Consider the following 25981-nt stretch of genomic DNA (forward strand, 5'->3'; position numbering starts at 1 on the left):
CGGTGCCCCATACCTACGGACAGGCGCTTCGCAGTGCTGCGGAGCGCCTTCGCGCGTCTGGTGTGTCCAGCCCCGAGTGGGACGCGAGACTCATGGCCGCGTATCTCATACACACCGGACACATGGATATTCCTCTCCATGAGGAACCCATGCCCGGCTTCGACGTCGCCTATGAGGCACTCGTCGCCCGCCGCGAACGCCGCGAGCCGCTTCAGCACGTCCTTGGCGTTGCGTGGTTCGGACCCCTAGAACTCGAGGTCGGCCCCGGTGTGTTCATCCCGCGTCCAGAGACCGAGGTCCTCGCGGAGTGGGCGGTGCGCTCGCTCCGCACCGCGCGCGCAGCGAGCGGGACGCCGCTGGTGGTGGACTTGTGCACCGGCTCCGGAGCTTTGGCAGCGTATATCGCGCACGAGGTCCCGAACACCCGGGTTTATGCCGTCGAGCTTTCCGATGCCGCCTTCTCCTACGCCCAACGCAACCTCGCCGACTCCGGCGTGACGCTCATCCAAGGCGATGTCACGGATCCCGAAATCCTGGCGGAGCTTAATGGTAGCGTCGACCTCATCGTGACGAACCCGCCCTACGTTCCAGAGACCGATGACCTGGAGCCGGAGGTCTACGCCGACCCGCACGAGGCGGTCTTCTCCGGTGCAGACGGCATGACGCTCATTCGACAGATAGTGCCGGCGGTGTCCCGCTTGCTGAAACCGTGCGGCCGCGTGGGCATCGAACACGACGATACGACCAGTTCCTTGGTCCAGGCCGCGCTGCATGACGCCGGGGGATTTGCAGCAATTAAACCCCTCAAGGATCTCACGGGCACACCACGCTTCGTGACTGCCCTACGAGACGAGTAAGCTAGTCCGGGTTAACAGGAACGCACCCCATTAACCGTCCCCACACACCGTCAAGGCTGGAGAATCCTTAGACATGCAAGGAAAGATTTATAACTGCGCCGATGAGGCCACCCGTGCCGAGGGCATCGCTGAAGCCGTCAAGGCCGCGAAGTCTGGGCGCCTGGTCGTCATGCCGACGGATACCCTCTACGGCATCGGCTGCGATGCCTTTGACAACGACGCCGTAGCGAGCCTGCTCGCTGCGAAACACCGCGGTCCGGATATGCCGGTGCCGGTGCTCGTCGGTTCCTGGGATACGTACAAGGGGCTCGTCGCGTCGATGACGGACACCATGCAGCTGCTCGTCGAGGCATTCTGGCCGGGCGGACTGTCCATCGTCGTTCCGCAGGCTCCCAGCCTGCCGTGGAACCTGGGCGATACCCGCGGCACTGTGATGCTGCGCATGCCCTTGCAGCCCGTAGCTATCGAGCTGCTCCGCGAGGTCGGTCCTATGGCCGTTTCCTCTGCCAACATCTCGGGACACACTCCGCCGACCACGGCCATCGCCGCCAAGCAGCAGTTGGGTAAGGCCGTGTCCGTGTACCTTGACGGGGGAGAGGCCGCCATCGGCAAGCCGTCGACCATCGTCGACCTGTCCCAGGCGCACCCGTACCTCCTGCGCGAAGGCGCGATCTCTGCCGAGCAGATTTCTGAGGTCATCGGTGTTCCTGTGGAGACTCTGCGCACGCGTCCGTAACTGGCCGTCCGCGAATAACCATTCAGAACTGATACTGCCCGGCGCCGATCTCCCCGTGGAGTAGAGCGCGACATGACGAAGGAAGAAGGATAGATGGCTGGAACCGGCGTACCGCTGCGTGAGCTTGGTCTTGTGCTGCTCGTCGCCGCCGCCATCACGTACTTGTGCACCGGCGCGGTGCGCTCGTTGCTTGTCCGCACCGGACGCGTGGCGGAGATCCGCCAGCGCGACGCACACTCGCAACCTACCCCGCAGCTGGGCGGTGTGGCGATGTTTACCGGTTTCATCGCGGCCATCTTTCTTGCCCAACAGCTTCCAGCCTTGACGCGCGGGTTTATGCCCGTCACCCCGGAGATGACCGCGGTCCTCTGGTCGGCCGCCGCCATCGTCCTGGTCGGCATCATCGATGACCTCTACGAACTGTCTGCCATGGTCAAGCTCGTGGGACAGGTGGTCGCCGCCGGCGTCATGAGTGTGCTGGGGCTGAGCTGGACTCTCTTCTTCGTCCCGGCAGGCGATGGAACGACCATTGTCCTCGACCAAGTCCAGTCCACACTCTTTACTGTGTTCATTACGGTGTTGCTCATCAACGCGATCAACTTCGTCGATGGCCTGGATGGGCTGGCTGCGGGCCTGGGCATGATCGCAGGGGCCGCAATCCTCATCTTCTCCTTGACCGTCCTGCATGACCAAGGTGGCGCGGTCTCGGCGTACCCGCCGGCCATCATCGCGGCGGCGCTCGTGGGCATTTGTTCCGGAATCCTTCCGCACAACTTTGAGCCTTCCCGCATCTTCATGGGAGATACCGGCGCCATGCTCATCGGCTTGCTGCTCGCCGCTGCGTCGACCTCGGCCTCGGGCAAGATCAACATGTCGCTCTATGGCGGCGTGGACATGGTGGCTCTCATGAGCCCCTTAATCGTGGTGGCGGCCGCAGTCTTTGTGCCCGTGCTCGACCTCGTGTGGGCCGTCGTACGCCGCGTCTCGCACGGCAAATCCCCGTTCGCAGCGGACAAGCTCCATATCCACCACCGCCTGCTCTCCCTGGGACACACACATCGCCGAACGGTGCTCGTGCTCTACATGTGGGTCTCTGCTGTGGCGTTTGGTGCAGTGAGTTTCTCTATCGTGCCGCCGGCGGCTGCGGTGACTTTTACCATCGTCGCGCTAGTCCTCGCTTTCGTTGCGACGCTCATTCCGCTGCGACAAGGCAAGATCGGTCGAAAGCGTCGACCGACAACGGTCGTGGAGCACGTCCATCCGGCCTAAGCGACTTAAGCATTGGGGGAGTGCGAAGGGTGCGGTATTATCGTCTCCCGTGTCTGAATCCACCGCTTCCCACAACGACAACTCCGCGGACAATTCCGCGGACACTTCCGCGCAGCTGCCTCCGCTCAACAGTGTTGAGGGCATTGATGACCCGCGCCGTCCGCTTCAGCGTGCCGTGAGCTTTGGCTGGAAAGGCCTTGTAGCTATCACGATTGTGTCGCTCGCTATCTGGGGCGGCGTAGCTGGGCTGCCGGGTATCTGGGGAGTGCTCATCGGAGCGGCCATCGGCGGCGCATTCGTCTTGATGACGGCAGCGTCGGTGCTTTTTACCTCCAATACGACGCCTAATACGACCCTTGCTGTCGTATTCGGTGGCTGGTTGCTCAAGCTTGTGCTCTTGATTATTGTCATGGCGGCTATTCGTGATCTCGAGTTCTACCATCACGTGGCCTTGTTCATCACCGTGGTCGCCGTTCTCGTGGTTGTCCTGGCCTCCGAGGTGTGGGGAGTTATGACTTCGCAGATGTCGAATGTCTTCTAAAAATTAGCTCAGCACTGGTCCACGCCCGTCCCCGAAGAAGTGGGGGCGGGCATTCGGTGTTGATACGTGCTTTAAGAGTTTAATCCCCCGGTTAGGGGCGGGTTGAATAAGTGCAGCTACCCCCATTTACTGCGGGATCATCTCCTTTGTGACGCATCTTACTTATGTCAGGTGAGCAGGGTAAATCGCGTGCTCAGTGACACGGGTTTGTGATAAAAGTCGCTATGCGTTGTCAGGCGAAACAAAAGCGCGCCCCCGCGGGCGAAAACCCCTTACCAACCTGATATTATTTAGCGCGGGTTACCGCAGATTCGACATTTTCACCGCATAACCTGCGAGGATGACGGATCTTGGTTGGTAAGTCCCTGCCACAACGTGTGATGTGCGACGGAGTCCAAGGTTGTGGCAGAGAGCTTGAGACGTCCATCGCACCGTGCGTGAGTTTTCACGAACTACGTACGGCCCAAACACGGGAGAGAACGCTGAGCGTTACAACTTTGGCCCTAAGTGGCCACTTCCACGAGCCCAACTTGGGTGAGGAATTCTTCCCGGGGCAAATTAATCCTTCTGAGCTGTTCCTTCGGGACTTTGCTGGCGGCGCGTTTGCGTTCGACCGCCTTATGTTCGTTCGCGTTTTGATGACGCTCGTTCTGGTGGTCCTTTTCGCGCTGGCTTTCAAGAACCCGAAGCTGGTTCCTAAGGGTCTGCAGAATGTCGGCGAGCACGCGGTCGATTTCGTCCGCATCTATATTGCTGAAGACATTCTGGGTAAGAAGGAGGCGAAGCGATTCCTTCCGATTATCGCGACCATCTTCTTCGCGGTCCTTTTTATGAACGTACCGACCATTATTCCGGGATTGAACATCTCTCCTAATGGTCGTATCGGCATGCCTATCGTGCTCGCCGCTGTTGCGTACATCGCCATGATTTACGCAGGCGCAAAGCGCTACGGCTTTGGCAAGTTCATCAAGTCGTCGGTGGTTATTCCTAACCTACCTCCGGCCCTGCACTTGCTCGTTGTGCCGATCGAGTTCTTCTCGACCTTCATTCTTCGACCGGTCACTCTTGCCATTCGTCTCATGGCGAACTTCCTGGCTGGACACATCATTCTGGTCCTGCTGTTCTCTGCTTCGAACTTCTTCTTCTGGCAGCTGAATGGTTGGACGGCTCTCTCGGGTGTCACCATCATCCTGGGTATTGCTTTCAGCTTGTTCGAAATCATCGTCATCTTCCTGCAGGCGTACATCTTCGCTCTGCTGACGGCGGTGTACATCGAGCTGTCCCTCCACGCGGATTCGCACTAGGGCGAAGGTCGGCTACACGACCTAAGAATTCTTTCAACTCCATCAACATCTTCATCCCGGACTGATACACAGGCCGGGGAACACGAAAGGGAACGACTTTCACCATGAACGAAATCATCCTGGCTGCTGACGCTGCTACCAAGTTCACTGGCTTCGGCACCATCGGCTACGGCCTTGCTGCTATCGGCCCGGGCATCGGCATCGGCATCGTCGCCGGCAAGACCGTCGAGGCAATGGCTCGCCAGCCCGAAATGGCCGGCCAGCTGCGTACCACCATGTTCCTGGGTATCGCCTTCACCGAGGCCCTCGCCCTCATCGGCCTGGTCGCCGGCTTCCTGTTCTAAAAAGTTCGCGTTAACCACACCAACCTTTTTAAGACTGGAGACCAATGAACAACGTCTTTTATTTGGCTGCGGCCGAAGAAGGGAACGAGGACTCGTTCTCGGTTCTTCTCCCCGCGACTTATGACATCGTCTGGTCTTTGATCTGTTTCGTAGTCATCTTGCTCCTGTTCTGGAAGTTCGTTCTTCCGGCGTACAACAAGATGCTCCAGGCACGCGAAGACCAGATCGAGGGCGGCCTGAAGCGCGCCGAGGCTCAGCAGGCTGAGGCCAAGGCTGCACTCGAGAAGTACAACGCTCAGCTGGCTGATGCCCGTGCCGAGGCTGCCGAGATCCGTGAGCAGGCGCGTGAGCGCGGCAAGCAGATCGAGACCGAGGCAAAGGCTCAGGCTGAAGAAGAGTCCCGCCGCATTGTCGCCGCTGGCGAGAAGCAGCTGGAAGCTTCCCGTGCACAGGTCGTTACCGAGCTGCGTTCCGAAATCGGTCAGAACTCCATCAACCTCGCAGAGAAGCTGCTGGGCGGCGAACTTTCGGACGCCACCCGCAAGTCCTCCACGATTGATGCTTTCCTGTCCGAGCTCGACACTGTGGCACCGGCCGGAAAGTAGGCAGACATGAAGGCAGCTAGCCGCGAAGCACTCGCGACCTCGCAGACCACCTTGGACTCTGTCCTTTACGGTGGCGACGCGGTCGCAGACTTTGCACGCACCGGCCTCGATCTGTTTGAGGTTGTCGAGGTTCTCGATGGCGACCGCGAGCTGCGCGGCGCCCTCAAGGACCCGGCTGCTTCTGCAGATGCTCGCAAGGCGCTCGTGAACACCCTGTTTGGTTCCAAGGTTTCGGACCGCGCTCTGCGCGTGCTCGAGGACGTTGTGACCCACCAGTGGTCGTCCGCTCGCGACCTCGTGAATGGCTTGGTTAATCTCGGCCGTCGCGCTCTTCTGCGCGGTGCCGAGGCTCAGGGCCAGTTGGGCCAGGTTGAAGACGAGCTCTTCCGCCTGTCGCGCATTCTGGACCGTGAGGGCGAGCTGACCCAGCTGCTTACCGATCGCACTGCTGAGTCTGCGCGTAAGCGCGGACTGCTGGCGAACGTGCTCTATGGCAAGGTCACGATGTTCACTGAGGCGCTTGCGCTTCAGACCATCGCTCGCCCCGAGCACAACCCGATTGATGACATTGCCGGTTTGGCATCCCAGGCAGCTGAGCTGCAGGGCCGCTCCATCGCCTATGTCACCTCCGCGGGCGCACTGAATGACAATCAGCAGCAAGCACTCGCCGACAAGCTGGGCAAGATTTACGGTCGTGCGATGTCCATTCACTCCGAGGTTGACGAAAGCATCCTTGGCGGAATGATCATCCGCGTCGGCGACGAGGTCATCGACGGTTCCACTGCGGGCAAGATTGCTCGTATGCGTACCGCGATGTCGAAGTAAAGGCTTTAGCCTTTCCTTCAGCTCGTCTTCGATGACGACACAACTTTAGAAATTATTGGACGATACTACCGAGAGTAGGAACAACATGGCGGAGCTGACGATCTCCTCCGATGAGATCCGTAGCGCGATTGCGAACTACACCTCGAGCTACTCCGCGGAGGCCTCCCGTGAGGAGACCGGCGTGGTGATTTCGGCAGCCGACGGTATTGCGCAGGTTTCTGGCCTGCCTTCCGTTATGGCTAACGAACTTCTCGAGTTCCCCGGCGGCGTGATTGGCGTCGCACAGAACCTCGACACCAACTCGATTGGCGTCGTTGTCCTGGGCAACTTCGAGTCCCTTACTGAGGGCGACGAGGTCAAGAGGACCGGCGAGGTTCTCTCCATTCCTGTGGGCGAGGCATTCCTCGGCCGCGTTATCAACCCCCTGGGCCAGCCGATTGACGGCCTTGGCCCGATTGAAGCCGAAGAGGACCGCGTCCTCGAGCTGCAGGCACCTTCCGTTCTCCAGCGTCAGCCGGTGGAAGAGCCGATGCAGACCGGCATCAAGGCTATCGATGCAATGACCCCGATTGGCCGTGGCCAGCGTCAGCTGATCATTGGCGACCGCAAGACCGGTAAGACCGCAGTCTGCATCGACACCATCCTGAACCAGAAGGCTAACTGGGAGTCCGGCGACAAGAGCAAGCAGGTTCGCTGCATCTACGTCGCTATCGGCCAGAAGGGTTCCACCATTGCTGGCGTGCGCCACACGCTCGAGCAGCACGGTGCCCTGGAGTACACCACCATCGTGGCTGCTCCGGCTTCTGACTCCGCAGGTTTCAAGTGGCTGGCACCGTTCTCCGGTGCTGCTCTTGGCCAGCACTGGATGTACCAGGGCGACCACGTCTTGATCATTTACGATGATCTGACCAAGCAGGCTGAGGCCTACCGTGCGATTTCCCTTCTGCTGCGTCGTCCGCCGGGACGCGAAGCATACCCGGGCGACGTCTTCTACCTGCACTCCCGTCTGCTGGAGCGTGCTGCAAAGCTCTCCGACGACATGGGTGCTGGTTCTATGACGGCTCTCCCGATCATCGAGACCAAGGCGAACGACGTCTCCGCCTTCATCCCGACCAACGTTATTTCCATTACCGACGGCCAGGTCTTCCTGGAGTCCGACCTGTTCAACCAGGGCGTCCGTCCGGCAATTAACGTCGGTGTGTCGGTGTCTCGTGTCGGTGGTGCCGCTCAGACCAAGGGTATGAAGAAGGTTGCCGGTAACCTGCGTCTGGACCTCGCGTCCTACCGCGACCTGCAGGCCTTCGCCGCGTTCGCGTCGGACCTTGACTCTGCTTCCAAGGCTCAGCTGGAGCGCGGTGAGCGCCTTGTCGAGCTGCTGAAGCAGTCCGAGTCCTCCCCGCAGCCGGTTGAATACCAGATGGTGTCCATCTTCTTGGCCGACGCCGGCATCTTCGACGTCGTTCCCGTCGAGGACGTTCGCCGCTTCGAGCGCGATGTGCAGGAGTACCTGCGTTCCAACGCGCCGCAGGTCTTCGAGCAGATTGCTGGCGGCCAGGCTCTGACCGACGAGTCCAAGGAAGCGCTTCTCGCTGGTGCAAAGGACTTCACTCCGACCTTCCAGACGACCGAGGGCCACAACCTCGGCACCGAGGCTCCGGTGGAGCCGCTGGCAGAGGCGGAGCACAAGAAGACCGAGCTCAACGTCTCCCGCAAGACGGCCAAGTAAGTCACACATCCAACGACTTTTAACCGTCTAGATTAAAGAAGGGAGGAGCGAACACCATGGCAAATCTTCGCGAATTGCGCGACCGTATCCGGTCCGTGAACTCGACCAAGAAGATCACCAAGGCTCAGGAGCTCATTGCTACCTCGCGCATTACCAAGGCGCAGGCTCGCGTGGAAGCGTCCCAGCCGTATGCACAAGAGTTGAACAACGTTATGAATCGACTCGCTGCGGCTAGCTCGCTCGACCACCCGATGCTTACGCCGCGTGAAGACACGCGTGTAGCTGCCATTCTCGTGGTCTCCTCGGACCGCGGTATGTGCGGTGGCTACAACAACAACGTCTTCAAGAAGGCGGCCGAGCTGGAAGCGGCGCTCAAGCAGCGCGGCCTCGAGGTCGTTCGTTACGTCACCGGCAACAAGGGCGTGGGCTTTTACAAGTTCCGCGAAGATCCGGTTGCAGGTGCCTGGACCGGTTTCTCTCAGGATCCGTCCTGGGAGGCAACCCACAACGTGCGCCGTCACATTATTGATGGCTTCCTCGCGGGTTCGAATGGTACGGCCAAGTCGCGTGAAGGCGTCAACGAGGGCCAGCCGGTCCGCGGTTTCGACGAGGTTCACGTTGTGTTCACGGAGTTTGAGTCCATGCTGTCTCAGACTGCGCGTGCGCAGCAGCTGCTGCCAGTCGTTCCGGTCATCCAGGAAGAGGATTTGCAGCTTCCGGAGTCCGCCACTGCGGCGACGACGGAAGAGGTTACTGCAGACTACGAGTTCGAGCCGGACGCAGACACTCTCATGAATGCCCTGCTTCCGCAGTATGTCTCGCGTACGCTGTTCTCCATGTTCTTGGAGTCTTCGGCGTCCGAGTCCGCTTCCCGACGCAACGCTATGAAGTCTGCAACTGATAACGCGACGGCCCTGGTCAAGGACCTGTCGCGTGTGGCCAACCAGGCCCGTCAGGCACAGATTACCCAGGAAATTACAGAGATTGTCGGTGGCGCTGGCGCGCTATCTGACAGCGCAGAAAGTGACTAGATTATGACTACAGCTCTGCAAGAGCAGAATGCACAGGATTCGGCGGTTGCCGGTCGCGTCGTGCGCGTCATCGGTCCGGTCGTCGACGTGGAATTCCCGCGCGGCGCACTGCCGGCACTGTACAACGCACTGCACGTCGAGATCTCCCTCGAAGCTGTTGCAAAGACTGTCACCCTCGAGGTCGCTCAGCACCTCGGTGACAACCTCGTCCGTGCCGTGTCCATGGCACCGACTGACGGCCTCGTTCGCGGTGCCGTCGTAACCGACACCGGCAAGCCGATTTCGGTTCCCGTCGGTGACATCGTCAAGGGCCATGTGTTCAACGCCCTCGGCGACTGCCTCGACCAGCCGGGTCTGGGCCGTGACGGCGAGCAGTGGGGCATCCACCGCGAGCCGCCGGCATTCGACCAGCTCGAGGGTAAGACCGAAATCCTTGAGACGGGTATTAAGGTCATCGACCTTCTGACCCCGTACGTCAAGGGCGGCAAGATTGGCCTCTTCGGCGGCGCAGGTGTGGGTAAGACCGTTCTTATCCAGGAGATGATTACTCGTATCGCACGCGAGTTCTCCGGTACCTCCGTTTTCGCCGGCGTCGGCGAGCGTACCCGTGAGGGCACCGACCTCTTCCTCGAAATGGAAGAGATGGGCGTTCTGCAGGATACGGCCCTTGTGTTCGGCCAGATGGACGAGCCGCCGGGAGTTCGTATGCGCGTGGCCCTGTCCGGCCTGACCATGGCGGAGTACTTCCGCGATGTCCAGAACCAGGACGTGCTGCTGTTCATCGATAACATCTTCCGTTTCACCCAGGCCGGTTCTGAGGTGTCGACCCTTCTGGGTCGTATGCCTTCTGCCGTGGGTTACCAGCCGACCCTGGCTGATGAGATGGGTGTTCTGCAGGAGCGCATTACCTCCACCAAGGGTAAGTCGATTACCTCCCTGCAGGCCGTCTACGTCCCGGCGGATGACTACACTGACCCGGCACCGGCGACGACCTTCGCCCACCTTGACGCCACGACCGAGCTTGACCGTGGTATCGCGTCCAAGGGTATTTACCCGGCCGTGAACCCGCTGACCTCGACGTCTCGTATCCTCGAGCCGTCCATCGTCGGCGAGCGCCACTACGCAGTTGCGCAACGCGTCATCGGTATTCTGCAGAAGAACAAGGAACTCCAGGACATTATCGCCATCCTTGGTATGGACGAGCTGTCTGAAGAGGACAAGATCACCGTTCAGCGTGCACGTCGTATCGAGCGCTTCCTGGGCCAGAACTTCTTCGTCGCAGAGAAGTTCACCGGCCTGCCGGGCTCCTACGTCCCGCTGTCCGAGACGATCGACGCTTTCGAGCGCATCTGCAATGGCGAGTTCGACGCTTACCCGGAGCAGGCTTTCAACGGCCTGGGTGGCTTGGACGACGTCGAGGCTGCGTACAAGAAGCTGACCGAGAAGAAGTAGGGAGACGCACATGGCTGACATCACCGTGGAACTGGTTTCCGTCGAACGCATGCTGTGGACTGGCAAGGCCACCATCGTCACGGCTGAGACCACCGAGGGTGAGATCGGCGTGCTTCCTGGCCACGAGCCCATGATCGGCCAGCTGGTCGAGAACGGCGTCGTGACCATCCGTCCGGTCGACGGCGACCGTCGCGTCGCCGCCGTGTCGGGTGGCTTCCTCTCCATCAACGCAGACAAGGTGACCGTCCTTGCCGATTGGGCCGTGTGGTCCGACGAATACGGCAAGGACACCACCGTGGGCAACGAGCACACCAGCGAATGGCTGGAGAATGCTCGTAAGACCGCCGGTGAGCGCGCCGTCCGTCGTGCCCAGGAGTCTTAAGACTCTGCGGCTGGAGAGATGACAAGGGCAGCAAGGCCCTTCCTGCTCTCGCTTGAGTCGCATCCCGCCTGTCCTTCCTTCGGGAAGGGGAGGCGGGATTCGTCGTTTTGGCAGTCGGACCGGGTGCGTCTCTCGGCGCAACGAAATGCCCCGTGCCCACCACAAACGGGCCAGTACGCGTGTGATCCTTGACCCGCATTCGGTCATTTTTTAGCGCAAGGGAATGCGAACGCGCTAGAGTTGCCTCTAACCCCAATTTAGATTTATCTCTTGCATGGAGGTGGCACCGCCGTGGAGACCGTGATGACCATTCTGGGCTGGCTTGTTCTGCTCATCGTCGTCGTTGTGGTGCTGCTCGCCGCCGTGCGCTTCTTTGCTCTGCGTTCCAACGGCACCCAGGTGCTTCTGCGCACCGTGCCGGCCAAGGATACGCACAATTGGCGCCACGGCCTGCTGCGCTACCGTGGTGAGCTCATGGAGTTCTACAAGCTGCGTTCCGTATGGCCGGCCGCCGATCTTACGCTAGGTCGCCTCGACATCGAATTGTTGGGTTCTCGCACCCTCGACGATGACGAGGCTTCTTTTATGACGGAGGCCACCGAGGCCGTTCATTTCCAGGCCGCCGGCCAGGAGTACGAACTTGCCACGGATCTCCATGGGGCGATGGCGCTCAACGCTTGGGTTGAGTCGGCGCCGTCCAAGCGGCTTGAGCGCGTGGACATTAAGAAGCTGCGCGAGCGCGTGCAGCGGGATAAGCGCCAGCAGGGACGCTAAGCCAGCCTGCATGGCTGGGCACAAGGGGGCATCGGAAAGCCGATTGCAAGGGCGCGCGCCGTCCGCGCTAGGGTAGTCAGCATGCGTTTAGTCATCGCCCGTTGCTCCGTGGATTATGTTGGCCGTCTCGATGCACACCTGCCGCTCGCAGACCGCCTGCTCATCGTGAAGAAGGACGGCTCCGTGTCCGTCCACGCGGACGATCGCGCTTATAAGCCGCTCAACTGGATGCAGCCGCCGTGCACGCTCGAGGAGTCGCCCATTACGGACCTCGACGGCGAGGACACGGGCGAGATTCTGTGGCTCGTAGAAAATCCCAAGGGGGAGCAGCTGCGCATCACTATCCAGGAAATCCTCCACGAGTTCGCCTATGACCTCGGCGAGGACCCAGGCTTGGTGAAGGACGGTGTCGAGTCCCACCTGCAGGAGCTGCTCGCCGAGCACATCACGACCCTCGGTGAGGGCTATACCCTCGTGCGTCGCGAGTACCCCACGGCCATCGGACCCGTGGACATCATGGCGCGCGACGCTGAGGGCCACCACGTGGCCGTGGAGATCAAGCGCCGCGGGGGCATCGATGGCGTGGAACAGCTCACGCGCTACCTCGACCTGCTCAACCGCGACGCGCTGCTGGGTAAGGTCCAGGGCGTATTCGCTGCCCAAGAGATTAAGCCACAGGCTCGCACCCTCGCCGAAGACCGTGGCATCCGCTGCGTCGTGCTTGACTACCAGGATCTGCGCGGCATTGAGAGCAACGAGCTGCGCCTGTTCTAATGCCACGTCGCAATAGAAGAATCAAGACCGAACCACGCTACCTGCCTGCCGATGGCTCTTCCTTCTTCGGTTCCCAGACCGTCGAGGGGCCCAGCTGGACTCACGGCGAGCCCTACATTATGCGACACATCGGCTCGGCTGCTGCGAAGAAGTTCTATATCTGCCCCGGCTGCAACCAGAACATTCCGCCCGGCGTCGCGCACATCGTGGCATGGCCACGCGATACCGGCGGGCGCGCGGATGACCGCCGCCACTGGCACCGGCATTGCTGGGAACGCCGCTAGGGCGTGACGCTTCGCGCACGCCGATAGACTTGGAAGGCATGAACCCCGCAACCCGTGAAGAAGCCGACGTCCTCCTCCAAGGCATCGCCGGATCCGAGGCCCATCTGCGTGACGACCAGTGGACCGCCATCGACTCGCTCGTCAATCAGCGCCGCCGCATGCTCGTGGTGCAGCGCACTGGTTGGGGCAAGTCAGCCGTGTATTTCATCGCGGCCAAGTTGCTGCGTACCCGTGGCTTTGGGGCCTCGGTCATCATTTCGCCGCTGTTGGCGCTCATGCGCAATCAGGTGGAGGCCGCCGCCCGCGCGGGCATCCGCGCGGTGACCATTAACAGCGCGAACATGACGCAGTGGGATGATCTCCACGCCGCGATTGCTGCGGGGGAGGCTGACCTCGTGCTCATCTCTCCCGAGCGCCTCAATAATCCGTCCTTCCGCACCGCGGTGTTGCCCCAGCTTAGCCGTGCCGCCGGCATGCTCGTCGTTGACGAGGCGCACTGCATCTCCGATTGGGGCCACGACTTCCGCCCGGACTACCGGCGCATCAAGGATCTGCTCGCTGGCCTGCGCCCAGATACGCCGGTGCTGGCCACGACAGCGACGGCGAATGACCGTGTCGTCGCGGATGTTCAGGCACAGCTGGGGGAGAACACCGGCGTGCTGCGCGGCGGGCTCGACCGTGAGTCGCTCTACCCGGCGGTGCTGCGCCTCGAGGATACGACGCAGCGCCCGGCCTGGCTCGCGACGCACCTGAATGAGTTGCCCGGCTCGGGCATTATTTACTGCCTTACCGTCGCCGCGGCGGAGGACCTCGCGGAGGTGCTGCGCGGTGCCGGCTTTGAGGTCGCCGCCTACACCGGTCGCACAGAGGCCGAGGAACGCGAGCGCCTTGAGCAGGCACTCATCCACAATGAGCTCAAGGCGCTTGTAGCGACGTCCGCGCTGGGCATGGGCTTCGACAAGCCGGACCTGGGCTTCGTCATCCACGTCGGTGCACCCGGCTCGCCGGTGTCTTATTACCAGCAGATCGGCCGCGCGGGCCGCGGCACCGATCACGCGGAAGTCCTCCTTTTGCCCGGCGTTGAGGACCAGGACATCTGGGGCTATTTCGCGTCGCTTACCTTCCCTCCCGAGCCGGTCGTGCGCCAGCTCCTCGAGGTCCTCGCGAACACGGACGGCCCGTTGTCCACGGCGAAGATTGAGCCGCACGTGGACCTTAACCGTTCGCGTCTGGAACAGGCGCTCAAGGTCCTCGATGTCGACGGCGCCGTCCAGCGTGTGCAAGGCGGCTGGCAGTCCACCGGGCAGCCGTGGTCTTATGACTCGGCCCGCTACGAAGGTCTCGCCGCCGCGCGCACAGCGGAGCAGCAGGCCATGCTTGACTACGAGGCGACGACGGAATGCCGCATGCTCTTCCTACGCCACCAGCTCGATGACGCCACCGCGACCGACCCCTGCGGTCGCTGCGACAACTGTACGGGCAGACGCTGGGATCCGAGCGTCGACGCCGCCGTCGGCCAGTTCGTTAGGGCGCAACTTACCGCGCCCGGCGTCGCACTCGCACATCGTAAGATGTGGCCGACGGGTATCACCCGGCCCGTCGCGGTCAAGGGCCGTATCAAGGGCGTGGGTGAAGGCAAGGCGCTCGGACGTCTCAATGACATTGGGCGTGGCCCGGCGCTTACCACGCTCGTCACGGAGCGTGCCTGGGTGCCCAGCCAGCCGTGGCAGCAGGACCCGTGGTTGCCGCAGGTCGTCGAGGTCCTCGCCGGCTGGGACTGGCAGACGCGTCCCACCTCCGTCGTCGCACTGGGCAACGTGGACCCGGAGACCACGGCGTTCGTCGAGCGCCTCGCCCAGGCGGTCGCAGGACTGGGACGCATGCAGTTCGCCGGCACCCTGCGCACCGCGCCCGGCGTCACGGAGGTCACCGCGCAGAACTCCGCCTACCGCGTCATGGGGCTGCTACAGCACTATGACTTTGCGAGCATCAATCAGGACGTCCTCACCGCGGCGGGCGGACCGGTGCTTCTCGTGACCGATCTCGTGGACACGGCGTGGTCCGTCACCGTCGCGGGCAGCGGCATTTTCACAACAACGGGGGCAGAAGTCCTGCCCTTTGCACTCGCGGCTCGGGGGTGATCACAGGGCTGATCGTTGAGTGCGATCCACCCGGCGGTGGGGTGGCTCGCGCGCGTAGAATCGCACGCATGATTGTCGCTTTTTCTGTCGCGCCCACGATTGTGGAGTCGCCCACCGCAGAGATGTCCGAGGCCGTCGCCGCCGCCGTGAAGGTCGTGCGCGAATCCGGCCTTCCCAACGAGACGAACGCCATGTTCACGCTCCTGGAAGGGGAGTGGGACGAGGTCTTCGCCGTCATTAAGAAGGCCACGGACGCCGTACGCGCGGTTTCGCCGCGTACGGGTCTTGTGATTAAGGCCGATATTCGCGAGGGCGTGACGGGCCAGCTCACCAGCAAGGTCGAGGCCGTCGAGCGCCACCTGAAGAATGGGGAGGTTTAAGCCATGACTATTCCGAATCGTTTCGTCGGCGGTGCCCTGGATCTGGGCGAGCTTAAAGCACGCAATGACGCGCGCGCCAAGGCGGCATCTGCCCCGCAGCCAGGTGGCTCGTCTGCCGGCGTCCAGCCCTTCTTCCAGGTGACCGAGGCCAACTTCGAAGAAGACGTCGCGCGCCGCAGCGCCCAGGTGCCCGTTGTCGTCCTCGTGGGCACGGCGCGCTCGCCGCAGTCGGAGCAACTGAAGGCCGATTTCGCGGAGCTCGCCGCGGCTGGCGGCCTGAAGTTCGTGGTCGGCTACGTCGACGCGGATGCCACCCCGCAGGTCGCGCAGGTCTTCGGCGTACAAAACCTGCCTACCGTCATTGCGCTCGCCGCGGGCAAGCCCATCACCCACTTCGAGGGGGGCCAGCCGCGCGAGAGCCTCGAGCAGTGGGTCGCCGCCCTCGTCCAGCAGGTCGGCGCCCAACTGTCGGGCATCCCGGACGCGGGGGATACGCCCCAGGAACCGGAGCTCGATCCGCGCGTGACGCAGGCCGAGGACGCGCTCAACGCGGGCGACTTCGACGCAGCCATCGCGGTCTACGACTCGATCCTCGCGGACGACCCGAAGGCAACGGACATCAAGCAGGCGCGCGACACCACGAAGCTGCTCAAGCGTATCTCCGGCGTCGAAGACCCCATCGCCGAGGCAGAGACCGACCCTTCGCCGGCCGCGCAGATGCATGCTGCGGACGCCGAGGTCGTCGCCGGCGTGCCGGAAAAGGCCTTTGACCGCCTTATTAACACGATGAAGGTCACGGCGGGTGACGAGAAGGCTGCGTTGCGCGACCGCCTGCTCGAGCTCTTCGGACTCTTCGACGCGGGCGACCCGCGTGTCCTCGCGGCACGTACCAAGCTGGCGAGCGCCCTGTACTAGGCGAGTGTGACCAGCTGCACGCTGCGGCGCGTCCAACAGCCACGATAACGACCTGGCTGTCGGGCTATCCCCCGCACGGGTGAGAGAAATGCTCACCCGTGCGGGGCTTTGTGTTCGCTTGGCGAATTTCGCGGACACCCCTTTCCTAGCCCCGGGGTTAAAACCACATTAACCCTGTACTTCCTAGGTTTCGCGACAGAAAAGAGCGGGTCTAGTATCCCTATATCACCCGTACGTGAGCCGCTTCACGTTTGGTGCAGAAGACGATACATAACTCTGTGCGCTATCGAGCGGCTCACACTTTCAAGAAAGGGACGGCTATGGTTTCGCCAGTTACCACCACCCCAAAAATTGCTCAGGCGAAGGGTCCGAAGAAAGACCGCACGCACTGGCTCTACATTGCTGTCATCGTCGCGGTCGTCGGTGGCGTGGTTTTCGGCCTCGTCGCGCCGGAGGCCGCCGCGCCGTTTAAGATCCTCGGCACGATGTTCGTGAGCCTCATCAAGATGATCATTGCCCCGGTCATCTTCTGCACCATCGTGCTCGGCATTGGCTCCGTGCGTGCCGCAGCCTCGGTGGGCAAGGCCGGCGGCATCGCCCTGGCGTACTTCATCATCATGTCGACCTTCGCGCTCGGCGTGGGCCTCCTCGTCGGTAACTACATCGAGCCGGGCACCGGTTTGGACATCTCTGCTTCGCAAGGCGCTGCGGATTCCTTTATTGCTCAGGCAGAAGAGAGCCACGAGGGCCTCACGGGCTTCATTGCGTCTATCATCCCGGACACGCTGTTCTCGTCCTTTACGTCGGGCTCGGTGCTCCAGGTTCTCTTCGTCGCGCTACTCTGCGGCTTCGCCGTGCAGTCCATGGGCCCGTCGGGTGAGCCCATCCTCGCGTTCATTGCGCACCTCCAGCGCCTCGTGTTTAAGCTGCTGTCGATGATCCTCTGGGTCGCGCCCATCGGCGCGTTCGGCGCGATGGCCGGCGTGGTTGGCGCCACCGGCTTCGATGCCGTGAAGTCGCTCGCCATCCTCATGCTGGCGTTCTACATCACGTGTTTCCTCTTCGTTTTCCTCGTACTCGGTACCATCGCCCGCGTCTTCGGCGGCATCTCCATGTGGAAGCTGTGCAAGTACCTGGGCCGTGAGTTCCTCCTCATCCTCGCGACCTCGTCCTCCGAGTCCGCGCTTCCGAACCTCATGCGCAAGATGGAGCACCTCGGCGTGGAAAAGCCCACCGTCGGCATCGTGGTCCCGACTGGTTACTCCTTCAACCTTGACGGCACCGCCATCTACCTCACGCTGTCTTCCATCTTCATCTCGGAGGCCATGCACATGCCCATGAACCTGGGCGAGCAGATCGGCCTGTTGGTCTTCATGATCATCGCCTCCAAGGGCGCGGCCGGTGTCTCCGGCGCCGGCATCGCGACGCTGGCCGCGGGCCTGCAATCGCACCGCCCGGAGCTCCTGCACGGCGTGGACATCATCGTCGGTATTGACCGCTTCATGTCCGAGGCCCGCGCGCTGACCAACTTCGCGGGCAACGCCCTGGCCACGGTCCTGATCGGCCGCTGGACGCACTCTGTCGACATGAACCGCGTTCACCAGGTGCTCGACGGCCAGCTGCCTTATAAGGAGACCGACCTCGACAGCGACGTCGACCTCAAGCTGCCGGACGTCGTCAACCCCGCCAACGAGACGCTGCAGCCTACGCAGCAGATTGACCTGGACAACTACGAGAAGGGCTCGGGCATCTACAAGTAAGAGCTCAACCCCACCCGCCCGCGCTGCCATTCAACCGGCCGTGCGGGCGTTGTCATGTCTACAATGACCCACATCAACCGTGTTCTGTACTGAAAGGTGACCACCATGCTCTCCGTTTACTTCCTGTGCAATAGCAACCGTGGCAAGTCCCAGATGGCCGAGGCGCTGGCGCGTAAGCACGCTCCGGAGTGGGAGACGTACTCCGCGGGCGTGAAGGTCACGAAGTCGGGTGCCGAGGGTGAGGTTAACCAGGAGTCCGTCGAGGCGCTCGCCGAGGTCGGCGCGGACATGACCCACGGCCGAGTCGAGGCCGTGGACCCACAGTTGCTGCGCAGCGTCGACCACGTGGTCATCGTGGGTGGCGCGGAGCTGGACTGGCCGGAGGACGCGACTGGAAAGCTGGAGCGCTGGGAGGTATCCGAACCCGTCGATCAGGACATCCACGGCATGGAACGCATGCGGATTATCCGCGACGAGATTGACGCGCACGTGCGCGGGCTCGTGGGGAAGTAGTCCGGAGATCTGAAAATGACCACAACGTCCGAATAAGCCTGAAAAGTTGTGATTTTTGGGACCTTATTCGGGCGTTGTGGTCATTGCGTCTCAGGGCGAGACTGGAAGAACTAGCCGCGGTAGACGTACCACTGCGCCGAGTTGGCGGGCAGGTGCAGCCAGGCACCGTCGTCGCCCGCGGTGAACTCGGAGGGCAGGTTGTTGCCCGCGCCCTCGTAGCTGGAGTCATCCGTGTTGAGGACGAGCTCCCAGCAGCCCGGACGGGTGGGGTGGAGCTGGTAATGAGTGTGGGAGGAACCGGAGAGGTTGATGACCGCGAGCAGCGCGGAGCCGTCCTCGCCGTAGCGCTCGTAGGCGAGCACGCTGCCGTTGGCATCATCGCCCACGACCCAGTGGAAGCCAGAGGGATCGAAATCGCGCGTGTAGAGCGCCGGAGTGTTCTTGTATAGAGCACCGAGGTCGCGCGAGAGCTTCTTGATGCCCTGGTGCCACTCGTGGCCCCAGCCTTCCAGGTTGGACCAATCGACGGAAGAAGACTCGTTCCACTCGGTGGTCTGGCCGAATTCCTGGCCCATGAACAGCAGGTTCTTGCCGGGGTGGGAGTACATGTAGGCATACAACGCGCGCACGCCGGCCGCCTTGTTCCAGTCATCGCCAGGCTGGCGGCCCCAGATGGTGCCCTTGCCGTGGACGACTTCGTCATGGCTAAACGGCAGGATGTAGTGCTCGGAGTAGGCGTAGACCATGGAGAAGGTGAGCTCACCGTGGTGGTAGGAGCGGTGGACCGGCTCGCGCTTGAAGTACTCGAGCGTGTCGTTCATCCAGCCCATGTTCCACTTAAAGTCGAAGCCCAGGCCGCCGTCGGAGGTGGGGCGGGTAACACCATCCCAGGAGGTGGACTCCTCAGCGATGGTCCACACGCCCGGGTGGGCGCGGTGGAGCGTCCCGTTGGTTTCCTGGAGGAACTGGACAGCCTCGAGGTTCTCGCGGCCGCCGTACTGGTTGGGCAGCCACTCCTCGCGGGAGTAGTCGAGGTAAAGCATGGAGGCCACGGCGTCGACGCGCAGGCCGTCGACGTGGTATTCCTCGGCCCAGTACAGAGCGTTGGCGACCAGGAAGTTGCGAACCTCGTTGCGACCGAAGTCGAAGACGTAGGTACCCCAGTCGGACTGCTCGCCACGTCGGGGGTCCGGGTGCTCGTAGAGGGCTTGGCCGTCGAAGCGGCCGAGCGCGAACTCGTCCTTGGGGAAGTGCGCGGGGACCCAGTCGATGATGACGCCAATGCCCGCCTGGTGGAGGGCATCGATTAGCGCCTTGAGATCCTCTGGCGAGCCCCAGCGCGCGGAGGGCGCGTAGTAGCCGGAGACCTGGTAGCCCCAGGAGCCGCCGAAGGGGTGCTCGGCGACGGGCATCAACTCGACATGCGTGTAGTTGTGCTCCAAGAGGTAGGGGATGAGCTCCTCACGCAGCACGTTGTAATTCGAACCGATCTTCCAGGAACCGACGTGGACCTCATAGATATTGACCGGCACGTTGATATCGCCGGTGCGTGCGTCGATCCATTTGTGGTCGTTCCACTTGTAGGTGGAGCGGGCGACGACGGAGTCCGTCGCCGGCGGGGCAACGGTGGCCTTGGCGAGCGGGTCGGCCTTGTCGATGCGGCCGGAGTGCTTGGTCTGGATGGCAAACTTGTAGCGCTCGCCCACGCCGATGCCAGGGACGAAGACTTCCCAGATGCCCGTGGAGCCTAGCGAGCGCATGGGGTATTGGGTGGGGTTCCATCCGCAGAAGTCGCCGACGACGGCGACGCCCACGGCGTTGGGGGCCCACACGGCGAAGGCGACGCCCTCGACGACGCCGAGATCCGTCTCATAGGACTTGAGGTTCGCGCCGAGCACCTCCCACAGGCGCTCGTGGCGGCCCTCCCCGATAAGGTGCAGGTCAAAGGTACCGAGCGTAGGGAGGAAGTGGTAGCCGTCGGCCACCTCGCGGGCGGGCTGGCCCGGATAGGTCACGCGCAGGCGGTAATCGGCCTCGCGAACCAAGCAGGCTTCCCAGATGTCATTGCCCACGTTCGTCATGGCAATGGTTTTCTCGGCCGTGACGAGCTCGACCGACTCGGCACCCGGCTTGCGGGTGCGCACGACGCCGTCGTGCCAGCCATAGAAATCGTGCGGCGCCCAGTGGCGGCAGGAGTTGAGGAGATCGAGGTCAGACTGCGGGATGCTCATAGAGTCAAAAGTACCTTTATAGAGGGGTGCGTGCAGGCGATGTGAGTTTTCTCTTGATCGGCACCGAGCGGTTGATATTGTGCCCGCGGACCCTGCTCACTCGAACGGGCGTGCAGGGCCTGGCTGGCACTAGGCGCGGTAGGTGTCCTGCGGACGCCAGGCCAGCTGCGTGCGGCGGTCCTCGGCGACGGTGGGCAGCACGAGGACGTGGGCGACGTCGCCCTGCGGGGCGAGGCGCACGAAGTTGTGCGGCCCCCACGTGAATGTCTTGCCCGAGATTTTGTCGTGGACCTCAAAGCTTGCGCCTTCGTCCTGGCCGATGGCCGCGTAATTGATGTGGACGGTGGCTTCCTGGGTATTGCGCGGGTCGAGGTTGACCACGGTGAGCACGACGTTGCCCGTGGCGGCGTCCGCCTTGGAGTAGGCCATGACGTTGTCATTGTCTACCTCGTGGAAGGTGAGCGCGCGCAGCTGCTGCAAGGCCGGGTTTTCGCGGCGGATGCGGTTGAGCATCCCGATGTAGGGCTCGAGCGAGTCGCCGGAGTTGAGCGCCGCCTGGAAGTCGCGCGGGCGCAGCTCGTACTTTTCGGAGTCGAGGTATTCCTCACTGCCGGGCTTGACGGCCTCGTGCTCGTAGAGCTCGAAGCCGGAGTACACGCCCCATAGCGGGGAGAGCGTCGCGGCGAGCGTGGCGCGGATGGCGAACATGGCGCGTCCGCCGGTCTGCAAGGACTCGTGCAGGATGTCTGGGGTGTTGACAAACATATTGGGGCGGCAGATATCGGCCTGCTCCAGGTGGTGCTGAACGAACTCCGTGAGGTCGTACTTGGAGGTCTGCCACGTGAAGTAGGAGTAGGACTGCGAAAAGCCCGCCTTGGCCAGGCCCAGCAGGCGCGGGGCGCGCGTGAACGCCTCGGCGAGAAAGATGATGTCTGGGTGCGTGGCATGCACCTTGGCGATGAGCCACGCCCAGAAGTTGGCAGGCTTGGTATGCGGGTTGTCCACGCGGAAGGTCTTTACACCGGCGTTCACCCAGATCATGACCATGTCGTAGATGGCCTCGTAGATGCCGTCTGGGTCGTTGTCGAAGTTGAGCGGGTAGATGTCCTGGTACTTCTTGGGTGGGTTCTCTGCATACGCGATGGTGCCGTCGTCGAGCACCGTGAAGAACTCCGGGTTGGACTGCGCCCATGGGTGGTCCGGTGCGCACTGGAGGGCCAGATCGAGGGCGACCTCGAGGCCGAGCGACTCGGCGTAGGAGAGGAGGTCCTTGAAGTCCTCCATCGTGCCCAGCTCCGGGTGCGTGGTCGTGTGGTCCTGGATGGCCCACGGGGAACCCACGTCGCCCGGCTGTGCCGTCACCGCATTGTTGCGGCCCTTGCGGTGCACCTCGCCGATGGGATGAATGGGCGGGAAGTAGACGGTGTCAAAACCCATCTCCGCCACGCGGGGCAGCGCGCGCTTCGTGGTCTCAAAGGTGCCGTGGACGGGGTTGCCATCTGCGTCCCAACCGCCGGTGGAGCGGGGGAAGAGCTCGTACCAGGAGCTGTAGCGGGCCTTGGCACGCTCGACGTCGACTTCGTAAATCTCGCTTTCGGTGATGAGCTCGCGCAGCGGGTGGTGCTCGAGAATTTCGGTGACCTCGGGGGAGAAGGCGGGGGCGACGCGCTCGGTGAAGGGGGCATCGGAAGCAAGTGCCTTGGCCGCAGCGAAGAGCGGGCCCGCCTGGTCCGTGGGGGTCTGGAGTGCGGCGCGGGTAAAGAGGTCGGCGCCGTGGGAGAGATCGTTGGCGAGCTCCTGCTCGGATTGGCCGGCGTCCATCTTCTTCGTCACGGCGTTGCGCCACGTGGCCATGACATCGCTCCACGCGTCGACGCGGAAGAACCAGCGGCCCGGGGTGGCGGGGGTAAAGACGGCATGGACGCGATCCGGGTTGACGGGGTCGAAGTCCATGGTCGTCGAGGAGACCGTGGAGGCCTCCGCATTCCACACAGACAGCGTGGCGGCGATGGCGTCGTGGCCTTCGCGCCAGACCAAGGCCGTGACGGGGATGACCTCCCCAACGGTGCCCTTGGAGGGCAGCTTCCCGCCGGAGATGACGGGGCGGACATCGTCAATGCCCAGGCGGCCGAAAGCGTGGCCGTATATGCGCGGGGAGGAGGTGGGAGAAGTCATGCCTTTCAGCCTAACCTAGCTGTGTCACTTTCACCGGGGAAGTGGAACGTAAGGCACTATAGAGGGCATGACTGCGCAAGAGATCGCCGAACCTGAATACGTGGCTGACCCCGACCTTCTGATCGACTTCCACGGCGTGGAGCTGCGCCGCGGTGGACGCACCCTTGTAGGTCCCATCGATTGGCAGGTAGAGCTCGACGAACGATGGGTCATTATCGGCCCCAATGGCGCGGGCAAGACCTCCCTTGTCCGCATGGCCGCGGCGGAGGAATTCCCGTCCAAGGGCACGGCGTTCTTAATGGGCGAGCGCATCGGCAAGACGGACATGCGCGACTTGCGCGCGCTCATCGGCATTTCCTCGGCCGCCGTGCAGCACCGCATCCCGGACAATGAGCGGGTCGACGATCTGGTCATCTCCGCCGGCTACGCCGTGCTCGGACGCTGGCGTGAGGAATACCAGGATATGGATTTCGGCCGCGTCGAGGAAATTCTCGCCCAGGTGGGGGCGACCCACCTGGCCAAGCGCACGTGGGGCACCTTGTCCGAGGGTGAGAAGAAGCGCGTCATCTTGGCCCGCGCCCTCATGGTCAACCCGGAGCTGCTCATCCTCGACGAGCCCTCCGCGGGCATGGACTTGGGCGGCCGCGAGGACCTCGTGGGTTACCTGGGGGATTTGGCGCTCGATCCGGACGCCCCGGCGATCGTGATGATTACCCACCACGTCGAGGAGATCCCGTACGGCTTTACTCACGCGATGATCCTCGACGAGGGCAAGGTCGTGGACATGGGCCTTATCAATAGCGTGCTGACTTCTGAGAACCTCTCCACGGCGTTCCATCAGCCTATTCAGGTTGACCGCATTGGAGAGCGCTATTTCGCCCGCCGCGTGCGCTAGGTTGCGGTAATCTGGCTTCACTATGCCAACCTATCGGGACCCTAACCGGACTTATTTCCGTGATGGCGTCGGTGAGCACGACGCCATCGACCACGCGGACCATACCGGTTTCAACGGCGGCAAGCTGGCTGCCACCGTCCTTATCGTTCGCGATGGCGAGGACGGACTCGAGGTCTGGGTACAAGAACGCGTGTCCACCATGCGCAATTATCCGGGGCATGTCGTATTCCCCGGCGGCGGCGTCGACCCCCGCGACTTCCCGCCGCGCACGTGGGATTCCGGCGAGCTGTGGTCCGGCGCGTCCACCATTTCCATGGCCCGCAAGATGGGCGTGACCCGCTACAAGACGCACGCCCTCGTCTTCGCCGCTGCCCGCGAGCTCTTTGAGGAGGCCGGCACGCTTCTGGTGCGCGGCCTGTCCGGCGAGGTTCTCGAGGATGCGCGCCGCTATCACGACGAGCGCCTTGAGCTCGAAAACCACACCATCTCCTTTACAGAGTTCCTCTCGCGCCGCCGCTTCAAGCTCGACGCAGATATGCTGCGCCCCTGGGCGCGCTGGGCGGGCGTCGATAAAGGCCAGTGGTTCGACACGTTCTTCTTTATCGCGACGCTGCCTCCGGGCCAGGAGCCGGACGCCACGACCTTTGAAGCCGCTGACGCCAACTGGTTCCCGCCCCAGCTCCTCCTCGACGGATGGCGCGCCGGGCTCGTGCGCCTTGCCCTGCCCACGTGGCGCCAGCTTGCCCGCCTCGCGGAGCACGACAGCGTCTCCGGCGTGATCAAGGCCGCGGCCAATGCTGACCTGCGCCCCGTCATCGGCGACCCAGTCGACGACCCACACTACAGCGACTACTTCGAGACCAACCCGGTGGACCGCATATGAGTTTTACCCTCGACGAGGTCGCCTTCCTCGCGGCCCACACCTTCGACCACGATCTTGAACTCACTCCCAAGACCCAGCTCAAGGACGTGGAGTTCCTCCGCGGGCTCTACGGCGAGCACGCCCGCGCCGTCGCCGAGCTCCTCCAGGCCCGCCGCTCGGGCAAGCTCCCTGCTCACTGGCTTGCCGATGCCACCTCGGTCCAACAAGCCACCCCACCCGCCGTCGCGTCCTTCCGCGCCCAGCACTTGGCTGCGCTCGGCGTTGAGTTCGTCCACGACGTCACCTGTTCCATCGGCACTGAGGGGGCATTGCTTCGCACTGCCCGAATTGACTATGTCGGCTCCGACCTCGACGCCTCACGCTTGGCCATGGCCCGCCACAACGTGCCCGACGGCTGGTTCGTCCGCGCGGATGCCTTGGCACCCGTGACCAACTCCGGCGTCGTCGTCGCCGACCCCGCCCGTCGCGCGGGTGGGCGCCGCATTACCGACCCCGCCAAGCTTCTTCCTCCGCTGCCAGACCTCGTCGCCGCGTACCCCGGCCGTCCCCTGGCCATCAAGTGCGCGCCGGGCCTCGACTTCTCCGAGTGGGACGGCGGCGTGGACATCGTCTCCGTCGACGGCGGCGTCAAGGAGGCCTGCCTCTACACGCCGGACCTCGCCGCCGCTCGCCGCCGCGCGGTCATCCTCCGCGACGGCCACACGGACATCGTCACGGACGCGCCCGTCGATCCACCCGCGCCCGGCGAGCCCGGCCGCTTCATCCTCGAGCCCGACGGCGCCATCATCCGCGCCGGGCTCGTCCAGCATTACGCCGCGCGCGAGGGGCTCTGGCAGCTCGACGAGCACTTGGCCTACCTCACCGGCGACCGGCTGCCCACGGGCACCTCGGGATTTGAATTCATCGAGCAGGTCCCCCTCAAGAAGCTCAAGGCCGCGCTCGCTTCGTACGACTGTGGCCGCGCGGAAATCCTCGTGCGTGGCGTGAACGTCGACCCAGACCAGCTCCGCAAGAAGCTCAAGCTGCGGGGCCCCGCAGCGCTCACGGTGGTGGTGGCGCGCGTCGACGACGGCCTCGCGGGCTCGGCCGCCGGAAGTTCGCGGCAGGTCGCATTTATCTGCGGCCCCCGAGTATCATCGAGCAAGGTTTAGCTAACTTTCATAACACACGCATGACGGAAAGGG

General features: G+C 63.0%; 25 protein-coding genes. 23 read left to right on the forward strand and 2 right to left on the reverse strand.

All coding sequences use genetic code 11. The features are described from left to right. The first annotated feature begins 2 nt into the window (after nucleotides 1–2). From prmC to HMPREF0307_RS07845, 20 genes are all read left to right on the forward strand, one after another. Nucleotides 3–857 (forward strand): peptide chain release factor N(5)-glutamine methyltransferase, encoded by an 855-nt coding sequence (gene prmC, locus HMPREF0307_RS07755; RefSeq protein ID WP_066490837.1) that lies wholly within the window; start codon nucleotides 3–5, stop codon nucleotides 855–857. Between the two features lie 73 nt (nucleotides 858–930). Further along, nucleotides 931–1593: an L-threonylcarbamoyladenylate synthase gene (locus HMPREF0307_RS07760; protein WP_066490840.1), complete on the forward strand. Its 663-nt coding sequence runs from the start codon at nucleotides 931–933 to the stop codon at nucleotides 1591–1593. Nucleotides 1594–1686: 93 nt separating this feature from the next. After that, nucleotides 1687–2862 carry an MraY family glycosyltransferase gene (locus tag HMPREF0307_RS07765; protein ID WP_066490844.1) on the forward strand — a complete coding sequence of 392 codons (1176 nt, stop codon included), beginning with the start codon at nucleotides 1687–1689 and terminating at the stop codon, nucleotides 2860–2862. Nucleotides 2863–2911: 49 nt separating this feature from the next. After that, a complete protein-coding gene (locus HMPREF0307_RS07770) occupies nucleotides 2912–3403 on the forward strand; it encodes a hypothetical protein (protein WP_369799432.1) in 492 nt (163 codons plus the stop codon). A gap of 530 nt (nucleotides 3404–3933) precedes the next feature. Next, nucleotides 3934–4707, forward strand: coding sequence for a F0F1 ATP synthase subunit A (atpB, locus tag HMPREF0307_RS07775; protein ID WP_230384023.1), 774 nt, complete (start codon nucleotides 3934–3936; stop codon nucleotides 4705–4707). 104 nt (nucleotides 4708–4811) lie between these two features. Then, the gene (locus tag HMPREF0307_RS07780; protein ID WP_066490849.1) at nucleotides 4812–5051 is read left to right on the forward strand and encodes an ATP synthase F0 subunit C; all 240 of its coding nucleotides are present in this window, start codon (nucleotides 4812–4814) and stop codon (nucleotides 5049–5051) included. A 44-nt stretch (nucleotides 5052–5095) separates the two neighbouring features. Then, the gene (locus HMPREF0307_RS07785) at nucleotides 5096–5656 is read left to right on the forward strand and encodes a F0F1 ATP synthase subunit B (protein ID WP_066490850.1); all 561 of its coding nucleotides are present in this window, start codon (nucleotides 5096–5098) and stop codon (nucleotides 5654–5656) included. A gap of 6 nt (nucleotides 5657–5662) precedes the next feature. After that, entirely contained in the window at nucleotides 5663–6481 is an 819-nt protein-coding gene (locus HMPREF0307_RS07790) for a F0F1 ATP synthase subunit delta (protein WP_066490852.1), read from the forward strand. An 85-nt stretch (nucleotides 6482–6566) separates the two neighbouring features. Beyond that, nucleotides 6567–8207, forward strand: coding sequence for a F0F1 ATP synthase subunit alpha (gene atpA, locus HMPREF0307_RS07795; protein WP_066490863.1), 1641 nt, complete (start codon nucleotides 6567–6569; stop codon nucleotides 8205–8207). A 56-nt stretch (nucleotides 8208–8263) separates the two neighbouring features. Continuing rightward, complete coding sequence (locus HMPREF0307_RS07800) at nucleotides 8264–9238, forward strand: F0F1 ATP synthase subunit gamma (RefSeq protein ID WP_066490870.1); 975 nt, start codon at nucleotides 8264–8266, stop codon at nucleotides 9236–9238. Between the two features lie 3 nt (nucleotides 9239–9241). After that, nucleotides 9242–10690 (forward strand): F0F1 ATP synthase subunit beta, encoded by a 1449-nt coding sequence (gene atpD / locus HMPREF0307_RS07805; protein ID WP_066490872.1) that lies wholly within the window; start codon nucleotides 9242–9244, stop codon nucleotides 10688–10690. Nucleotides 10691–10700: 10 nt separating this feature from the next. Beyond that, a complete protein-coding gene (locus HMPREF0307_RS07810) occupies nucleotides 10701–11072 on the forward strand; it encodes a F0F1 ATP synthase subunit epsilon (RefSeq protein WP_066490883.1) in 372 nt (123 codons plus the stop codon). 270 nt (nucleotides 11073–11342) lie between these two features. After that, nucleotides 11343–11846: a DUF2550 domain-containing protein gene (locus HMPREF0307_RS07815; protein ID WP_231725114.1), complete on the forward strand. Its 504-nt coding sequence runs from the start codon at nucleotides 11343–11345 to the stop codon at nucleotides 11844–11846. 81 nt (nucleotides 11847–11927) lie between these two features. Then, a complete protein-coding gene (gene nucS, locus HMPREF0307_RS07820) occupies nucleotides 11928–12620 on the forward strand; it encodes an endonuclease NucS (RefSeq protein WP_066490892.1) in 693 nt (230 codons plus the stop codon). Further along, nucleotides 12620–12904: a hypothetical protein gene (locus HMPREF0307_RS12575; RefSeq protein ID WP_068801669.1), complete on the forward strand. Its 285-nt coding sequence runs from the start codon at nucleotides 12620–12622 to the stop codon at nucleotides 12902–12904. Before nucS ends, HMPREF0307_RS12575 begins: the two co-directional genes overlap by 1 nt. A 38-nt stretch (nucleotides 12905–12942) precedes the next feature. After that, nucleotides 12943–15045: a RecQ family ATP-dependent DNA helicase gene (locus HMPREF0307_RS07825; protein WP_066490900.1), complete on the forward strand. Its 2103-nt coding sequence runs from the start codon at nucleotides 12943–12945 to the stop codon at nucleotides 15043–15045. 68 nt (nucleotides 15046–15113) lie between these two features. Then, entirely contained in the window at nucleotides 15114–15425 is a 312-nt protein-coding gene (locus HMPREF0307_RS07830) for a thiamine-binding protein (protein WP_066490903.1), read from the forward strand. 3 nt (nucleotides 15426–15428) lie between these two features. Continuing rightward, entirely contained in the window at nucleotides 15429–16340 is a 912-nt protein-coding gene (locus tag HMPREF0307_RS07835; RefSeq protein WP_066490908.1) for a tetratricopeptide repeat protein, read from the forward strand. A gap of 320 nt (nucleotides 16341–16660) precedes the next feature. Continuing rightward, entirely contained in the window at nucleotides 16661–18100 is a 1440-nt protein-coding gene (locus tag HMPREF0307_RS07840) for a cation:dicarboxylate symporter family transporter (protein WP_066490913.1), read from the forward strand. A 105-nt stretch (nucleotides 18101–18205) separates the two neighbouring features. After that, nucleotides 18206–18613: an arsenate-mycothiol transferase ArsC gene (locus HMPREF0307_RS07845; protein ID WP_066490914.1), complete on the forward strand. Its 408-nt coding sequence runs from the start codon at nucleotides 18206–18208 to the stop codon at nucleotides 18611–18613. A gap of 110 nt (nucleotides 18614–18723) precedes the next feature. Here the strand turns inward: HMPREF0307_RS07845 and glgB are convergent, their stop codons facing one another. Both glgB and HMPREF0307_RS07855 read right to left on the reverse strand, forming a co-directional pair. Further along, nucleotides 18724–20844, reverse strand: a complete 2121-nt coding sequence (gene glgB, locus HMPREF0307_RS07850; RefSeq protein ID WP_066490926.1) for a 1,4-alpha-glucan branching protein GlgB — start codon at nucleotides 20842–20844, stop codon at nucleotides 18724–18726. Between the two features lie 129 nt (nucleotides 20845–20973). Then, on the reverse strand, nucleotides 20974–23019 hold the full coding sequence (locus HMPREF0307_RS07855; protein ID WP_066490928.1) for a maltotransferase domain-containing protein: 2046 nt from the start codon (nucleotides 23017–23019) through the stop codon (nucleotides 20974–20976). Nucleotides 23020–23086: 67 nt separating this feature from the next. On the opposite strand from HMPREF0307_RS07855, the gene HMPREF0307_RS07860 reads away from it, so the two are divergent. Genes HMPREF0307_RS07860 through HMPREF0307_RS07870 form a run of 3 tightly spaced genes read left to right on the forward strand, consistent with a single transcriptional unit; the run spans nucleotide 23087 to nucleotide 25948 of the window. Next, on the forward strand, nucleotides 23087–23914 hold the full coding sequence (locus HMPREF0307_RS07860) for an ABC transporter ATP-binding protein (RefSeq protein WP_066490930.1): 828 nt from the start codon (nucleotides 23087–23089) through the stop codon (nucleotides 23912–23914). A gap of 22 nt (nucleotides 23915–23936) precedes the next feature. Further along, nucleotides 23937–24797 (forward strand): NUDIX hydrolase, encoded by an 861-nt coding sequence (locus HMPREF0307_RS07865; protein ID WP_066490937.1) that lies wholly within the window; start codon nucleotides 23937–23939, stop codon nucleotides 24795–24797. After that, nucleotides 24794–25948 (forward strand): THUMP-like domain-containing protein, encoded by a 1155-nt coding sequence (locus HMPREF0307_RS07870; RefSeq protein ID WP_066490951.1) that lies wholly within the window; start codon nucleotides 24794–24796, stop codon nucleotides 25946–25948. Before HMPREF0307_RS07865 ends, HMPREF0307_RS07870 begins: the two co-directional genes overlap by 4 nt. Nucleotides 25949–25981: the final 33 nt, after the last annotated feature.

Source organism: Corynebacterium sp. DNF00584, assembly GCF_001552965.1.
Taxonomy (GTDB): Bacteria; Actinomycetota; Actinomycetes; order Mycobacteriales; family Mycobacteriaceae; genus Corynebacterium; species Corynebacterium phoceense.

Bases quoted from the DNA above. Each gene is read 5' to 3' on its own strand.
- HMPREF0307_RS07760 (WP_066490840.1), top strand. From the start codon at position 931: ATGCAAGGAAAGATTTATAACTGCGCCGATGAGGCCACCCGTGCCGAG.
- HMPREF0307_RS07765 (WP_066490844.1), top strand. From the start codon at position 1,687: ATGGCTGGAACCGGCGTACCGCTGCGTGAGCTTGGTCTTGTGCTGCTC.
- HMPREF0307_RS07780 (WP_066490849.1), top strand. From the start codon at position 4,812: ATGAACGAAATCATCCTGGCTGCTGACGCTGCTACCAAGTTCACTGGC.
- HMPREF0307_RS07785 (WP_066490850.1), top strand. From the start codon at position 5,096: ATGAACAACGTCTTTTATTTGGCTGCGGCCGAAGAAGGGAACGAGGAC.
- HMPREF0307_RS07790 (WP_066490852.1), top strand. From the start codon at position 5,663: ATGAAGGCAGCTAGCCGCGAAGCACTCGCGACCTCGCAGACCACCTTG.
- atpA (WP_066490863.1), top strand. From the start codon at position 6,567: ATGGCGGAGCTGACGATCTCCTCCGATGAGATCCGTAGCGCGATTGCG.
- HMPREF0307_RS07800 (WP_066490870.1), top strand. From the start codon at position 8,264: ATGGCAAATCTTCGCGAATTGCGCGACCGTATCCGGTCCGTGAACTCG.
- atpD (WP_066490872.1), top strand. From the start codon at position 9,242: ATGACTACAGCTCTGCAAGAGCAGAATGCACAGGATTCGGCGGTTGCC.
- HMPREF0307_RS07810 (WP_066490883.1), top strand. From the start codon at position 10,701: ATGGCTGACATCACCGTGGAACTGGTTTCCGTCGAACGCATGCTGTGG.
- nucS (WP_066490892.1), top strand. From the start codon at position 11,928: ATGCGTTTAGTCATCGCCCGTTGCTCCGTGGATTATGTTGGCCGTCTC.
- HMPREF0307_RS12575 (WP_068801669.1), top strand. From the start codon at position 12,620: ATGCCACGTCGCAATAGAAGAATCAAGACCGAACCACGCTACCTGCCT.
- HMPREF0307_RS07825 (WP_066490900.1), top strand. From the start codon at position 12,943: ATGAACCCCGCAACCCGTGAAGAAGCCGACGTCCTCCTCCAAGGCATC.
- HMPREF0307_RS07830 (WP_066490903.1), top strand. From the start codon at position 15,114: ATGATTGTCGCTTTTTCTGTCGCGCCCACGATTGTGGAGTCGCCCACC.
- HMPREF0307_RS07835 (WP_066490908.1), top strand. From the start codon at position 15,429: ATGACTATTCCGAATCGTTTCGTCGGCGGTGCCCTGGATCTGGGCGAG.
- HMPREF0307_RS07840 (WP_066490913.1), top strand. From the start codon at position 16,661: ATGGTTTCGCCAGTTACCACCACCCCAAAAATTGCTCAGGCGAAGGGT.
- HMPREF0307_RS07845 (WP_066490914.1), top strand. From the start codon at position 18,206: ATGCTCTCCGTTTACTTCCTGTGCAATAGCAACCGTGGCAAGTCCCAG.
- glgB (WP_066490926.1), bottom strand. From the start codon at position 20,844: ATGAGCATCCCGCAGTCTGACCTCGATCTCCTCAACTCCTGCCGCCAC.
- HMPREF0307_RS07855 (WP_066490928.1), bottom strand. From the start codon at position 23,019: ATGACTTCTCCCACCTCCTCCCCGCGCATATACGGCCACGCTTTCGGC.
- HMPREF0307_RS07860 (WP_066490930.1), top strand. From the start codon at position 23,087: ATGACTGCGCAAGAGATCGCCGAACCTGAATACGTGGCTGACCCCGAC.
- HMPREF0307_RS07865 (WP_066490937.1), top strand. From the start codon at position 23,937: ATGCCAACCTATCGGGACCCTAACCGGACTTATTTCCGTGATGGCGTC.
- HMPREF0307_RS07870 (WP_066490951.1), top strand. From the start codon at position 24,794: ATGAGTTTTACCCTCGACGAGGTCGCCTTCCTCGCGGCCCACACCTTC.